This is a genomic window from Paraburkholderia sp. D1E, assembly GCF_052682275.1.
On sequence record NZ_JBQYMB010000001.1, the window covers coordinates 3703672 to 3717979 of the forward strand.

Sequence of the window (14308 nt, forward strand, 5' to 3'; positions counted from 1 at the left end):
TTAATCAAACACGTCACCACCGACAGCGCGTTCGCGATCGCGTTCGGCAAGAATGATGTCCGCTTCCGTTTCGCCCGACTCAGAACCGGCTAACAACATGGCATCGCCAACGTTCTGGTTAGCTAGTCAGCCGTGCTCACATCAATGGACAAAACCTCGCCGACAGAACACCTGCGCGGTTCGTTGCCCTAGTCACCGGCGACATCTTTGATGCAACGTCAGGCTATTTCAACCGGCTATTCTCTGCCCATCCCCGACGTTCACGATTCCCCCAAAAGCCATGACGTAATCATGGCAAACGGTGCAACGTAGCAGCTCTCCCCACCGGCCAATCAACGGAGGATATGAACAGGCGACGAGTCGGCACTTTCGTTCTTATCTGCCCGCCCACCGGCCTGCGACGAGCCGACGATGCCCGCCCCATACCCGGTTGGGCTAGCTTGTACGATGTCGTTTTGCGCAGCAATACGCGCTTCGGCTGCTTGGATATTTTCCGGGTAATGAATCCAGTCTCTCGGGTTGTAACCCGCGCTCTCAATCTGGACCAAGTCAGCATTAACCTGCGCCCGGGAAATAGGCCGATTCGACTGCGCAAACGAGGCAACGGGAGCGGCGATGACGGCGATTAGCAACGCAGCCTTGATAAGCGATTTCATGAGAAATACCTACAAAGATAGTTTTGTCCGGTGGCGTTTGCTGCGCACACTTTTGTTTTGCAGCGCTAGGGGCACTATAGGGAACCAGAAACCTAGGGTAAATACTTAACTTTCGAATTCACTGTTCGTACAAACAAGACAATCGCAATGCCAGCATCCCGCAGCTCCGAGGCAGAGGTCTCGGTCGAACTGCTCGTCGACTGGAACTTTGCGCCGGGCATCGACGGCTGCGCCGATCATTGGCCCGCGTAACTCGCGCACCCGGCGTCCCTCACGCCTTCGCGGCGACATGAGGCCAACGGGGCACGTGTGCCTGGAGCTTTCTTGGGGCCGATATCGCGACCATGCGTCGCGTGGCAGCCGGCGACGGTTTCATCGCCCCTATCAGGAAAGCGTTCCCTTGGTCAAACCCGGAGTTTCCCTTTCACACGGCCTTAGCGAAGCCAGAATCTCTCGTACTAGCCTCTCTCTCCATTTCATCGAACCGAGGCGCGAGTATTTCGCCAGAACTATGAGCTATACACGGCGGCCGGACTCAGTGTCGGTGCTGTCATGGTCGATTGACTGAGCCCGGCAAGCCGTCGGGGCTGGAACACGGCGTGGTGATCACGCTGGAGTTGCCATGAAGTCGAGGCGCCTCATGAGGCGTTCGCAGAATGCGGGCTGCCTAAGGTCGTCAACGGATCAAGGGCGCCCGTTGGCCACAGCCGAAGTTTCCGCCTCGGTGCTTCGCCGAAAGGTCCTTTGTCGAAGATGAGAGGAGCGCTTGGCGTGAAAAGTATTCATCGAAAGGAAGCGGCGCAGCGTTAAAGTTTGCGGCCTTGAACACTTATAGGGGTGCTTTCGATCCAAAGCCTGATATAACAGCACTGCCCCTCAACCGGTGCCGATCGTGTCCTACGTTCCACCGCAAACACCGGCGAACGCATTGCAGCGCCGTATCGAACTTGGCGATCTGTGATGAAATCCGTCCGTCGCATGCGCCTCCTCCTGCGTCCAGACCATCGGCATCATCGATTTCGCATCGATACTCCCGTCGAGAGCTATCGTGCAACCTTTCTCACGCGACGCCGGGCCAACCACCGCACCGTCAACAGACCAACCGCCATCACAGCCAGGGACGATGCCGTGGTCAGAGTGCCCAGCGCGTAGATTACTTGTGTCGTGACTGAAGTCGTGAGTCCCTTGAGTTCAAGAGGCAGTGTGTTCTGATCACCGATTGCCCGCGAAGTACGGGCGATCTCGTCCCACGAGAGCGTAAAGCCAAACATCCCAACCCCGATCACCGACGGTCCGATGATCGGCAGAACGACGGTGCGAAACGTCTGCCACGGCGTCGCGCCAAGGTCGCGCGCCGTCTCTTCATAGGCCGGATTGAAACGGTTGAAAACGGCGACCATCGCAAGCAAGCCAAACTGTAGCGTCCGGGTCAGATGTGCGACTAGCGCCAAAGTGCGGAGGCCCATCGAGGTAGCGTAGTTGTCAGCGAAGGACTGGAACCCCTATGCTGCCGCAAGGTACTTTGCACCACTGTCGAGCAAGCGAAAGGTCAGCCCGATACCTAATGACACAATGATGGACGGCATAATCAAGCTCGCAGCCGACACATAGAACACGGCAGTATCGCCGCGAAAGCGCTTACGAAACGCAAGGCCGGCCGAGACCAAAACAAAACCGTCGGTACTGTTACGACCAACGCGAGCCGTACCGAGCGCCCAAATGCAGCCCAAATATCGACATCGCCTATGCCTTCGCGCAGGACGGAGAACCAGTGGAGCGAGACGCCGCGCATAGGAATAGGCCCCCCTTCCGGCCCTTGGAAGGACAGGATGAAGACAGTAATGACCGGTCCGTAAAGAAATAGCATGAAGAAGCGGAACAATAGCGCGAGCCAATAAAAACTGGCCGGACGCCGTTCGCGATGCTTGAGGCGGACGGACTGCATGTTAAAGCTCCTTGCGGATGTCGACTACCCGCGTCAACCCCCAACCAATCATCAAAACGACGACACGCAGAACGATCGCGTTGACGGCTGCCGCGGGAAACTGCAGGTAGCCTGTCTGCACCTGAATGATTTTGCCGACCGAGGCGATTTGCTGGCCTCCCATCACGCCTACCGTCAGAAAGTCGCCCATCACGATCGTGATGACGAAGACCGAGCCGACCACGATGCCAGTCTTGGAGCGCGGCAGCACCGCCTCGCGGACTACTTGCCAGCCGCTCGCACCGGCGTCGCGCGGGGCTTCTAGGAGCGAATGGTCTATGCGCATCATCGCGTTGAAAATTGGCACAATCATGAAGAATGTGTAGAGGTGACGAACGCGAGCACGACAGAGAAATTTGAGTAAAGCAGCCACTCACGTGGCCGGTCGACCAGATGGGCGCCAAGCAACGCCTGGTTGACGAGTCCGTTACGGCCGAGCACCGGCACCCACGGGATCATCCGGATCATGTTTGACGTCGAGAACGGGATTGTGCAGACGAGCAACAGTACGGTCTGCATACCCGAAGAACGAACGTGGACCGAGAGTATGCAATCGTGAAGCCGAGCACCGGTGTTGCGGCCGAGACTAGCTGTCATACCGAAGTTATTGCGCTTTGCACCTCAATATGAACCGTCAGCACGGCGCCGTTGCCGAAAGTGCCTGCCAGCACAACCTGATCGGCGCTGGTATCCGGGAACGTTTCTCTGGTTTCCACCAGCGTCACTTTCTTGAACTGATTGACAGTCAGCGCCGACAGGCTCTGAGGATAGCCAACCATCGTCGTAAACAAGGCGTCCAGGAAGTGGCCGCCGTAAATCGATAGCAGGCTGGAGAAGTTCTTTTCGGGGATCGTGAAGTACAGTGAAGTGGGCCGTGCTCTCCGGAAGTACTTGACGCTCACATGCAGGCGCACCGAACGGACTTCGCCGATCTCGCCCTGCTCCAGCAGACCGCGCACATAACGGTAGCCCGGATTGAGCCGTCGTTGCAGACCGATGATGGTGCGCACGCCCGCCTTGTCGGCTAACCGCAAGCAACTCGTTCGACAACTCCGTGCTCGGCGTCAGCGGCCATTCGCAGTAGACGTCCTTACCCGCCCCGATGGCCGCGCGAATGCCCTCTTCGTGCTGGAACGCGGGCGTCAACACAAGGACGAGATTGACCTCCGGATGCGATACCAGTTCCTGCAACGAGGCTGCGGCGTACTTGAATCCATGCCGCTCGGCCAGCGCTGCTGCTTTTCCGGGCTGCGGCTGTACACGGCAGTCATTTCATATTCCGCCAGCAGCTTCAGCGAAGGCAGGGTGCCTATATTCCGACCAGTTGCCGAGCCCGACGACGCCGACCCTGATTTTGCCGGAGCCTGTAGCTCGACTGACGATACTGTTCACAAGAACTCTCCAGTTTGATGCCGTGCACACCATCTGTGCAGCGACAGGGCAATAGTAGAGTTCAGGCGATCGGAGACAAACAGATTGAGGTTTCGATCATTTCGGACACTTCGATCCTGTGTCGCGGTTTTTGCCGATTTTTTCCGCCCCGCCGGGTCAGATCCGCAGGTTCTCGCTGACATAGTCGATAAAGACGCGCAGCTTCGGCGAGGCGTAACGGTTTGCCGGCCACAAGATCCAGAAGGTGACGGTCTGGTCGATAAAATCGTCGAGCACGATCTGCAGCGCACCGCTCGCCAACGCATCGCGCACGAGGAAGGTCGGCACGAAGGCGAGCCCCTTGTTCTGAAGCGCCAGAAAGCCCAGCACTTCAACGGTGTTGGCGACGAAGGTTTGCGGCAACTCGGGCTCCGCTTCCGACGCGGCGAGTCGAAACGGCCAGCGCTCCAGCTTGCCGCTCACGGGAAATTTATGCAGCAGACAGGCGTGCTTAACGAGTTCGGACGGATGCTTGGGTACGCCGTGCTTCTCCAGATAACCGGGCGAGGCGACCAGCACCTGAGCGCAGGAACCGAGGCGCCGCGACACCAGCCTCGAGTCATGCTGCTCGCCCGTGCGTATGACCGCATCGAAGCCTTCTTCGATGATGTCCACCATGCGATCGGACAGATCGACGTCGAGTTCGATGTCCGGGTATTGCAGCATGAAGCCGTCCAGCGCCGGCATGATCAGCTCGAACAGTTGCGGCGTGCTGATTCGCAGTCTGCCGCGCGGACTGCCGGCGGCATCGGACAGTTCGGCTTCCGCCGCTTCGAGCTCGCCGAGGATGCGCCGGCACCGTTCCAGGAACAACGCTCCTTCGGCCGTCAGCGTGATGCTGCGCGTGCTGCGGTGAAAGAGCCGCACGCCGAGTCGCGTCTCGGTGCGCGCAACGCTTTTGCCGACCGCCGAAGACGATACTCCGAGCAGCCGTCCCGCCTCCGTAAAGCTGCGGGTTTCCGCAGCCTGCACGAACACCGAAATACCGCTGAGGCTGTCCATTACCGCATCCTAATGTCATTTAAGGACGCGCTTGTCCCATATGACGGATACCTTAGCCTTATTTTCTGATGTCCGCAAATCGGGCCAGTGTCAGCAACCCGTCCGACAGCGCGTTGCTCCGTGCCAGCGGCAACGCAGTACCCGCTCCGCGACTACGCCACCCGATGCGCTTCCACGTATGCACGATGGCGCAGACAGCGAACAGGCAGAATACGCGCCCGCGCCTACCCCGAACAGGCGTTCGCAAGCCGGCCGCGGCGAACGGACCGATTTCGGATGTTTTTGTCCAATATGTTCGGAACCCTAGTCTATTTTTCTTATCCCCGTCCATCCATACACTGTTCCTCGAGGTCGAAAGCCCGTTACTGACGGAGCGGCACCAACCATAAATCTCGAGGAAGTCATGTCCAAACTTCATTCCGCAGTCAAAGTCGGTCCTTACCAATTTGCCCATCGCGTAGTGCTGGCGCCGCTCACCCGCATGCGTGCCGAACAAGGCGCCAAACCCGGCCCGTTGATGGCCGAGTACTATGCCCAGCGCACGTCGGAAGGCGGCTTCCTGATCGGTGAAGCCACCATCGCAGCAGCCAACGGCAACGGCTACCTCGGTGCGCCTGGCCTCTATGACGATAGCCAGATCGCCGGCTGGAGGCAGGTGACGGACGCCGTACACGCAAAGGGCGGCCGTATCTTCCTGCAGCTGTACCACGCCGGACGCCAGTCCAACAGCCAGTTGCAGCCGGGCGGCGTGGAGCCGGTGGCGCCTTCCGCTGTGCCGCACGGTGGCGTGGCGTACACGGAAGCGGGCTGGATTCCGAACACGCCGAGCCGCGCGCTGACCATCCCCGAGATCGCCGAGTTGGTGGAGAGCTTCCGTACTGCTGCGATTCGCGGCAAGGAAGCCGGCTTCGATGGCGTCGAATTGCACGCTGCCAATGGCTACCTGTTCGATCAGTTCCTGCAGGACGGCAGCAACAAGCGCACCGACATCTACGGCGGCTCGTTCGAAAACCGCGCCCGCTTCCTGATCGAAGCCACCCAGGCCATCATCTCGGTGTGGGGCAGCGACCGCGTGGCCGTGCGCCTCGGCCCGAGCGGCAGTTTTGGCGATATGTCCGACAGCGACCCGACCGCCCTCTTCACTTACGTCGCGCAAGAACTGACCAAGCTGAACCTGGCCTACCTGCATCTGATCGAGCCGCGTGTGCAAGGCAATGTGGATGACGAGAGCAAGGACCCGAACCCGGTCGCCGCGCAACTGATCCGCAAGCACTACAAAGGCATCATCATCGCTGCCGGCGGCTTCAAGGGTCACACAGCGGAAGCCATTCTGCAAGCAGGTGATGCCGACCTCGTTGCATTTGGCCGCGACTTCATCGCCAACCCTGATCTGCCTGCGCGCTTGCGCCTTCAGTTGCCGCTGAACCCGTATGACCGCCCCAGCTTCTTCGGTGGCACAGACGTCGGCTATACCGACTATCCGTTCTATAGCGACGACACGATAGCAGCGTAAGCCGGAGCACACGATGACCTCGGCGGCCAGCCTATTTCTCTTGCACCACGTTGCTGGCCGGCGCTAGGAACGTTCGCGGTCGGCACCAGACCTTCATGATTGCCGGCCTGTTGCCTGACATTGCCGCAGACCTGCATACCAGCATTGTCGCCACGGGCCAGTTCATGACGGTATTTGCCTTGGCTTACGCACTCACCTCGCCGGTCCTAGCGACGCTGCCTGGCGCACTCCATCGGCGCACGCTGATGATCCTGTCGCTGTCTACCTTCACGGTGGCGAACATCATCGCCCGGCTGCCCAGAGCTATTGGGAATTGATGCCGGCGCGCATCCTGCTCGCTGCGGCCGCCGGACTGTACGTGTCCGGCGCCAACGCGCTGGCCGGCGCCATCGCTGCCCTGTCGGCCGCCGCCATGGCAGATCTGCTGCTCGGCCTGCCGCGCAGCATCGGTGCTGGATTGCCGGTTGCCACGCTGCGCGAGCGCATCCAGGTCGCGCGTCAGCCGGTCATTCCGATGACCTTGCCCGTCACCACGCGTTAAGCGACGGGCGCCTACACGATCTGCACGTACCTGGCGCTATTTGTTGCGAGGACCACGCTGTTGCACGGGGCACAATCGGCTACGTCCTGCTCCCCTAGGGCGTTGCGGCGGCCATCGGCGGCAACGCAGTGGATCGCCTCGGTCCGAGCCGCGTAATCATCCCCTGCCTGAGCGTGACAATCCTCGCGTTCTCGCTCCTGTCGGCGAGCGCGCACTGGGTGCCCACGACGTTGGCGCCGTTCCCCGTTCTGAGCTGCGTCGTGGTCTGGGGCATTGCGCACTGGCCCTTCTGCCCCGCGCAACAAGCAGGGGGGAGCAACATTGCCGGCCTGCGCGGCACGCCTATTTCCCTGTCGCGGAACGCTTCGTTCATGTGTCTCAGCTATTCGCTCGGGGCCGCACTCGGTTCCCTGACTATGAGTTTCACTCGATGGTCAACCTGGGTCAGATCGCCGCTCTCTGCAAAGTCGCGGCGCTGACTCTGACAGCCAGCATCGGCAAGCATCTGGCCCAGGCGCAAAAGGAGGCGGTTGACTGCCGCATAAGGTATCCGCTACCGCGAGGCAGACATTTGCGGCAGTTCACAGGGAGCTGATCGGTCACTCACGGCCATATGTCAGGCCGGGAGAATTTGCTTCGGATGCGTTAGGTGTCTCTGACGAAAATGCTGACGCCGGAACGGCCAGCTTCCAACCGGCACTATCCGTGTCCCGGCGAGTAGTGCTTCGCTCAAACACAAGCAGTAAAGGCGAATATGAATATCCCACGCCCTACTTTCAAAATTGGCGGCGACACGGAAATCAGGCAGTTGGGATTTGGCGCGATGCGAATCACCGGTCCTCGCATCTGGGGCGTGCCCACTGATCGGTCCGAAGCCATCCGCGTCCTGCGTCGCCTTCCCCCCACTGAAAGCGACAATACTCGCGCGCACCACATCTGAGGGCAGGAGTCGGAACGCGATCCATAACGAAACGCGGGCGTCCGATCCCATGCAGTCAATCATGCTTAAACAAGACAACTTCACTGGCCCATTCGCTTCAGTCTGGCCTGTAGCGATGCCCTAACGTGCGAGCGCGCCATTTCTTCTGCAGCGCGCGAATCGCGACGCTCTATCGCAGCAACCAGTGCCTGATGCTCCCTTTCCGCCGCAGGCGCCCGACCATCAATAGTTAGGCTAGTCGGACCCAACAAATCGATAGATCCATGAATCGAATTTAATGTCTTTAGCAAATATCGATTGTGCCCGCTCCGGTGAAGCGTCTGATGGAAAAGCCTGTTGTTCGAAACGAGATCTGCCACGTTACCGAGCAGCGTTTCATCTCGATTCGCAATCTCGCGAAGCATGGCAAGCTCGACCGGAGTCGCAAATCGCGCAGCTAACGCTGCTGCCGCACCTTCCAGTATTTCACGCATCGCGTACAGCTCATGGACCTCCTCGATACTGATCCGTGTGACGATCATGCCTCGGGTGGCGTCGAGGGTCACAAGGTTCTCTCCCTCAAGACGGCCAAGCGCCTCACGCACAGGTGTGCGACTCACGCCAAGCTGTTTTGCGAGATCGATTTCACGCATGCGTTCACCGGCCGTGAGCGATCCGTCGCGAATGGCTTCGCGTAGTTTACGGTAGACGAATTCACTTCGAGGAAGTGAAGGATCGTCGAGAGATGCAGAGTCGTCGAGATTCAATGAATCTTTTTCCGAAGAGCTTGACCACATGCTTCGCTAGCGCAATTGTAGGAAACTTGTAAGTCTCGTTGTTTATGGATGAGTCCGTAACCGCCCTGACCGTGGACCACCTTCGGTTTTACAAACTTACGCTTCTCGACCGCTCACTTCAGCAATCCAGCATTGCGGAAAAACACCACGCGAGAATTTGCTAAATGGCAGTATCGCGAACAATGCAACCACGAAACCCAAATGAATAGCGAGTGCATTCGGCACGGTGGCTATGGTATGCAATGCAAGCAACACGATCCTGTTGCCGAAGTCAACTGCAGTAACGCAATGAAAGACCATGGAATTGTTGTCGGCCCGGATCGTCGTGCAATGGAAACCGTCTCACGTCGAACCGCAACAAATCAAATGATTCGACAATCAGCGTCGACGTCGCCGAATACACCCGGATTCACTGGAACGCTCATCGCCGCGTAGGTAGCCCAACAATCGAACGGACAATAATACCCCGTTGCCACAAAGGTCGCTGCGAAACATAACATGAACCCGTAAAGCATACAGTAATGCAAGTAACATCTCGCAAGAGAAAATGAATCGCTTTCGTAATTGCATCCACCGTCGCGCGCACGGCTGAGACGACCCAAAGCGAGAATGCCGCATCTAGCTTCCTCAACCGCGGGAACCCGAACAGATCCGGCGACTGCACACGCCAGAGCTGCCTCATACCGGTGCCCAGTCTGGCGATGTCGAAACGCCAAATATCAGCGCGAGCACGCGGTGGGAAGCGAGCGCGTAGAAGTCCGCGGCCTGCACGAACTCCAATAAAAAGCCGTGCAGCCAACCCCTGCAGCACGAACACCGCCAAGCCACATAGTCGCCGCCAATTATCAGCACTGGAGTTGACCCGGTTTCGTGGACACCTATCCTTTGGAACAGGAGGTGTTCATCATGCAGAGACATCGCCCCCCGTACCCGGCGGAATTCCGGGCACAGATGATCGAGCTGGTGCATGCGGGGCGCAAGCCCGAGGAACTGTCGAAGGAGTTCGAGCCGACCGCGCAGACCATCTACAACTGGGTCGCACAGGCCGATCGCGACACGGGTAAGCGTCACGACGGGCTGACCACGGCGGAGCGCGAGGAACTGACGCGGCTGCGTCGCGAGAACCGGCAACTCAAGCTTGAGCGAGACATATTGTCAAAAGCCGCGGCCTGGTTCGCCCGGGAGACCGGGACCGTGCCCGACAAGGGTTCGAGTTCATGAAAGCGAATCAGGCCATCTGGCCGATTGTCACCATGGCGCGGCTGCTAGAGGTCTCCGCCAGCGGCTTCTACGCCTGGCTCGAGCGCAAACCGTCTGCGCATGCGCGTAGCGATGCGGATCTGCTCTCACGCATCCGTGCGATCTATACGCGCTCACGCGGTACCTACGGAATGCCGCGCATTCATGCGGAGCTCACCGAACAGGGTATCCACGTCGGGCGCAAGCGGATTGCGCGCCTGATGCGCATCGCAGGGCTGCGCGGCGTGAGCCGGCGTCGCTGGTTCAGTACTACGCAGCGGCAGCCCGATGCGCGGCCGGCGCCGGACCTGGTGCAGCGGCACTTCAACGCCGATCGCCCCGATCAGCTATGGGTAGCTGATGCGACCTACGTGCCGACCGCGGTCGGGTTTCTCTACCTCGCGGTTGTGCTGGACGTGTTCAGCCGGCGCGTGGTGGGCTGGGCGATGGGCAACCACCTGCGCACCGCGCTGATGCTGCAAGCCCTGGATATGGCGCTGGCGCAACGTCATCCCAACGGGGTGATTCACCACTCCGATCAAGGTTGCCAATACACCTCCATCGCCTTCGGCAGGCGTTGCCGTGAGGCGGGTGTGCGCCCGTCGATGGGCAGTGTTGGCGACTGCTTTGATAACGCCATGTGCGAAAGTTTTTTCGCCACGCTTGAATGTGAACTGCTTGCACGCTGCCGGTTTCAAACCCACGACCAGGCCAAACACGCGATTTTTGAATATCTGGAAAGTTGGTACAACCTGCGTCGCCGTCATTCCGGCCTGGGTTATCGTTCTCCTGCTATCTTTGAGGATACCTATCGAGCCAAAACGCAAAAGTCCCCTGAGCCAGTCGCGAGTTGCCCACCGCCGGCCAGCGTCATGGTCGTGAGAGGCGACCCGCCGGCCGACGGTGGACAACTCTCATCAGGGATTTAAAGGTGGTTACAGATATCGCATTCAGCATTCAAACGCTTAACCGTCCACTGAGGCGGGTCACCCCCACACTTCTACCATGCGGTCTCCGCAATCGCTCTACTTACAGAGAGGTTCATGGCGTCGCCTCGCCTATCATTCCACGGGTTGCAGTGCGCGGACGCGAAATGATGGCACCGACGCAAATTGTGAGCGCAATGAAAATGGCCAATGCCAACATGCCGGTTGCGAAAGTGCCTGTGAGTTCCTTCAACGCTCCGACCGCGTAGGGAGCGGCAAAACCAGCGACGTTTCCGATCGAGCTGATCACAGCAATGCCGGCAGGGACTTCAGAGTCAGAGATCACGGAGGGCGGCAGCGTCCAGAACACGGGGACGTTGGCAAACGCTCCAAATCCGCAGACGATCAGCGCAGCGAGGCGCACGGGCGGATAGTCGGTAGACGCTACCACCACCAACGCTAGCACTACGATGATCCCCGGAATCAGCAGGTGCCAACGCCGTTCATGCAGCCGATCGGAGCGGGCGCCCCACCAAAGAAGTCCGATCGCGCCAGCGACAGACGGAAGCGCGGAAATCACTCCAACCATTGAAACCGACAGACCAAACGCGCGCACGATCTGCGGTAAAAAAAAACTGACGCCATAGTTCGCTGCAACAATGCCCGCGTACACAAAACCAAACAGCCAAACGAGCGGATTGCGCAACGCACGAGCAACACCGCGATGCTCGCCAGACTGCGGCAACGACTTACGCTCTTCAGAGAGCTTCTGCGTAAGCCACTTGCGCTCTTGATCCGAAAGCCAACCGGCTTTCTCGGGAGAATCGGCGAGCGTGCGCAGCAAGACCACGCTCATGACGAACGAAGGCAGCGCTTCGATAATGAAGAGCCATTGCCAGCCGCTCAATCCGGCTAACCCATGCAGATTAAGGATCAGACCTGACAAAGGCGCGCCGATTGCCGCAGACACCGGCAATGCCATGGAGAAAAAGCCAACCATACGTGCCCGATAGCTAACGGGAAACCATCGGGTTAGCACCAGAATGACGCCCGGATAGAAGCCCGCCTCGGCGGCGCCGAGCAGAAAGCGCAATCCAAAGAATCCCGGCACGCTCCGGACAAAAACGAAAAGGAGCGAAATCACTCCCCACGTGAGCATGATTCGCGCAAACCAACGGCGAGCACCGAATCGACTAAGCGCGAGATTACTCGGTACCTCGAACAGTACATACCCGAGAAAGAAAATGCCCGCTCCAGCGCCAAACACCGACGCTGAAAAGCCCAACTCGTGGTTCATGGATAGCGCTGCAAAGCTCAGATTTACGCGATCAAGGTAGGCAGCGAAATATGAAAGCATCAGCAACGTCACCAGACGCCAGCGAATCTTCGCGATTGTTTTTGTTTCATTGATTAACACACCCGTCTCCTTAAATTGCTGCAACGCGGTCGCGGCGGTCTACAGCTCTGTACACATCATCCCGTCGACACAATGTATACACGAATCGATGCGCATGCAATCGAAGGCGTCGTGATTTCATCAGTCAAATCGCACATCATCACCATAGAAAAAATGAATATATTATCTATAAGCCGTTGATTTTTATGATTTAAATACCGTTTCTTCATTGCGAGTCAGTGAAAACCCTGCATCATACATTCTTGACATGGGCCGTACAAACCTTGGAAACTTCGCCACATTGAAGTTGCTTTTTGGTCTGTCAGACAGACCATGAGATCTGTTAGATAGACCACCGAGAGCCCGTGATTTTCCGAAGATGCTGCACAGCGCCGTCATCTGTTCTGCACATGCAGCAAAAACGTCTGCGCTAATGCTGCGGCGGCGATCGCGCCAAGCACACGCGATTCCGTGAGCAGCGTCGCGGACAAGCTGCCTGCGCCAACTGGCCGGTGCCGTCAGCTCACTGAGGAATTGCGTCACACGCTTTGACGCAGACCTTCTGCTGACCGCCAACTGCCGTTTGACGAGCACGGCCGTGGAGAGATTTTGATTTTGTCGACGATATCGAAGGCCCGCACCTATGCGGACTTGAGTCGACAGTTTTTTTGAAATGAATAACAGATTCAGGAGACCTTGCATGTCGATTCGCATCATCCCTCTCGCTCTTCTTGCTGGCAGTGTCATTGCTGCTACCGCCCCCTCAATTTACGCGCAGGAAACCTTGAAGATTGGTGCCATTGTCACTCTCTCCGGCGCAGGCTCGGGTTGGGGACAGGCGATCCTTTACGGTGCGGAACTAGCTGCCGACGATGTCAACGCGCAGGGAGGTCTTGACGTCGGCGGAAAGAAATACAAGGTGCAGATCGTGCCTTACGACGACAAATACCAGGCTAACGAAGCTGTCACCGCCGCCAATCGACTCGTGTCGGAAGACAAAGTGCAGTACATCATGGGCCCAGTTGGCGGCGCGCCGTTACTTGCTATTTCACCTATTACTGAGCGTAACAAGGTTCTGGTGTTCACTTTGACATTCACACCCAGAGCGCTTGGCTCGGACAAGCCGAACGTGTTCCGCCCGGTCCCGACGACAGAAGAGACTTCCCAGCCCCAGATCGACTGGCTCGTCAAGGCGAAGCACATCCAAAAGGTCGGAGCCCTATTCCCGAATGACGAATCAGGACAGCAGATTTCTCATGACCTGGAGAAGTCGTATGCCCACGCTGGCGTGCAACTTAGCGCAAAGGAATTTTTTGAACGTCAACGAGTGGATATGGTGCCTCTACTCACACGCGTTATAGGCGCGGGTGTTGACACGATCGACCTGAACGGCAACTCCCCAGCTACGGCAGGCATGATCGTCCGGCAGGCTCGTGAACTTGGATTCAAAGGGAATATTGTCCGTACTGGTGGGCCGGCTACGGCCGAGATAGTTGCTGTGACGGGTAAAGACGTCGCTGATGGCATCCTCGTCAACTCTCCCCTCGACCCTGGCAGCCGCGCCATCCAGGATTACAGCGCCCGTTATCAGAAGAAATATGGCAAACGGATGAACGGATTCAGCCCGGCGTATTACGACGAAACACACATGCTGTTCAGGGCGATGCAGCAGGCAGGCACGGTGACCGATACGACGCGTGTAAAGACCGCCCTTGAAGCAGAGAAAGACTATCAGGGCATTCTCGGCAAGCTTAGCTGGGTCGGCAAAACCCGATATGGCATCGATCATCAGATCTCGGCGCCTTTCTATATTTCCGAGATCAAAGATGGGCAGGAAGTAGTTCGAGCCCGTTGTACGTTCGAAGCCTGCCAGTGAACTTCACCGACAAATAGTCACCTGCGGA

The 14308-nt window shown here is 58.3% G+C and carries 10 protein-coding genes and 4 pseudogenes; 5 read left to right on the plus strand and 9 right to left on the minus strand.

Annotated elements, in window-relative coordinates; all coding sequences use genetic code 11:
• Positions 1 to 332 precede the first annotated feature (332 nt).
• The 6 genes and pseudogenes from ACUN0E_RS16690 to ACUN0E_RS16715 all read right to left on the minus strand — a co-directional run bounded on the left by ACUN0E_RS16690 (position 333) and on the right by ACUN0E_RS16715 (position 5073).
• Positions 333 to 656 (minus strand): DUF4148 domain-containing protein, encoded by a 324-nt coding sequence (locus tag ACUN0E_RS16690; protein WP_445567292.1) that lies wholly within the window; start codon positions 654 to 656, stop codon positions 333 to 335.
• A 1043-nt stretch (positions 657 to 1699) separates the two neighbouring features.
• Positions 1700 to 2601, minus strand: a pseudogene (locus ACUN0E_RS16695) (ABC transporter permease).
• Position 2602: 1 nt separating this feature from the next.
• Positions 2603 to 3230: pseudogene (locus ACUN0E_RS16700) on the minus strand (ABC transporter permease); the annotation flags it as partial.
• Positions 3231 to 3233: 3 nt separating this feature from the next.
• Positions 3234 to 3650, minus strand: a complete 417-nt coding sequence (locus ACUN0E_RS16705; protein ID WP_445567293.1) for a Gfo/Idh/MocA family protein — start codon at positions 3648 to 3650, stop codon at positions 3234 to 3236.
• A gap of 13 nt (positions 3651 to 3663) precedes the next feature.
• Positions 3664 to 3885: pseudogene (locus ACUN0E_RS16710) on the minus strand (Gfo/Idh/MocA family oxidoreductase); the annotation flags it as partial.
• 303 nt (positions 3886 to 4188) lie between these two features.
• Positions 4189 to 5073: a LysR substrate-binding domain-containing protein gene (locus tag ACUN0E_RS16715; protein ID WP_445567294.1), complete on the minus strand. Its 885-nt coding sequence runs from the start codon at positions 5071 to 5073 to the stop codon at positions 4189 to 4191.
• Positions 5074 to 5476: 403 nt separating this feature from the next.
• Here ACUN0E_RS16715 and ACUN0E_RS16720 point away from each other — a divergent pair, with 403 nt between their 5' ends.
• The 3 genes from ACUN0E_RS16720 (at position 5477) to ACUN0E_RS16730 (ending at position 7127) form a co-directional block, all read left to right on the plus strand.
• Positions 5477 to 6586 (plus strand): alkene reductase, encoded by a 1110-nt coding sequence (locus tag ACUN0E_RS16720; RefSeq protein WP_445567295.1) that lies wholly within the window; start codon positions 5477 to 5479, stop codon positions 6584 to 6586.
• Between the two features lie 95 nt (positions 6587 to 6681).
• A complete protein-coding gene (locus ACUN0E_RS16725; RefSeq protein ID WP_445567296.1) occupies positions 6682 to 6903 on the plus strand; it encodes a hypothetical protein in 222 nt (73 codons plus the stop codon).
• Positions 6903 to 7127 (plus strand): hypothetical protein, encoded by a 225-nt coding sequence (locus tag ACUN0E_RS16730; protein WP_445567297.1) that lies wholly within the window; start codon positions 6903 to 6905, stop codon positions 7125 to 7127. The genes ACUN0E_RS16725 and ACUN0E_RS16730 overlap by 1 nt, the downstream gene beginning before the upstream one ends.
• A 1020-nt stretch (positions 7128 to 8147) precedes the next feature.
• Here ACUN0E_RS16730 and ACUN0E_RS16735 read toward each other — a convergent pair.
• On the minus strand, positions 8148 to 8813 hold the full coding sequence (locus tag ACUN0E_RS16735) for a GntR family transcriptional regulator (RefSeq protein ID WP_445567298.1): 666 nt from the start codon (positions 8811 to 8813) through the stop codon (positions 8148 to 8150).
• Positions 8814 to 9749: 936 nt separating this feature from the next.
• Here ACUN0E_RS16735 and ACUN0E_RS16740 point away from each other — a divergent pair.
• A pseudogene (locus ACUN0E_RS16740) lies at positions 9750 to 10900 on the plus strand (IS3 family transposase); the annotation flags it as partial.
• A 223-nt stretch (positions 10901 to 11123) separates the two neighbouring features.
• Here ACUN0E_RS16740 and ACUN0E_RS16745 read toward each other — a convergent pair.
• The gene (locus ACUN0E_RS16745) at positions 11124 to 12449 is read right to left on the minus strand and encodes an MFS transporter (RefSeq protein WP_244179604.1); all 1326 of its coding nucleotides are present in this window, start codon (positions 12447 to 12449) and stop codon (positions 11124 to 11126) included.
• Positions 12450 to 12608: 159 nt separating this feature from the next.
• Positions 12609 to 13121: a hypothetical protein gene (locus ACUN0E_RS16750; protein ID WP_445567299.1), complete on the minus strand. Its 513-nt coding sequence runs from the start codon at positions 13119 to 13121 to the stop codon at positions 12609 to 12611.
• On the opposite strand from ACUN0E_RS16750, the gene ACUN0E_RS16755 reads away from it, so the two are divergent.
• Positions 13105 to 14280 (plus strand): ABC transporter substrate-binding protein, encoded by a 1176-nt coding sequence (locus ACUN0E_RS16755; protein ID WP_093647280.1) that lies wholly within the window; start codon positions 13105 to 13107, stop codon positions 14278 to 14280. The genes ACUN0E_RS16750 and ACUN0E_RS16755 overlap by 17 nt on opposite strands.
• Positions 14281 to 14308 lie beyond the last annotated feature (28 nt).

Bases quoted from the DNA above. Each gene is read 5' to 3' on its own strand.
- ACUN0E_RS16725 (WP_445567296.1), top strand. From the start codon at position 6,682: ATGATTGCCGGCCTGTTGCCTGACATTGCCGCAGACCTGCATACCAGC.
- ACUN0E_RS16690 (WP_445567292.1), bottom strand. From the start codon at position 656: ATGAAATCGCTTATCAAGGCTGCGTTGCTAATCGCCGTCATCGCCGCT.
- ACUN0E_RS16715 (WP_445567294.1), bottom strand. From the start codon at position 5,073: ATGGACAGCCTCAGCGGTATTTCGGTGTTCGTGCAGGCTGCGGAAACC.
- ACUN0E_RS16750 (WP_445567299.1), bottom strand. From the start codon at position 13,121: ATGATGCGAATCGACATGCAAGGTCTCCTGAATCTGTTATTCATTTCA.
- ACUN0E_RS16755 (WP_093647280.1), top strand. From the start codon at position 13,105: ATGTCGATTCGCATCATCCCTCTCGCTCTTCTTGCTGGCAGTGTCATT.
- ACUN0E_RS16730 (WP_445567297.1), top strand. From the start codon at position 6,903: ATGCCGGCGCGCATCCTGCTCGCTGCGGCCGCCGGACTGTACGTGTCC.
- ACUN0E_RS16720 (WP_445567295.1), top strand. From the start codon at position 5,477: ATGTCCAAACTTCATTCCGCAGTCAAAGTCGGTCCTTACCAATTTGCC.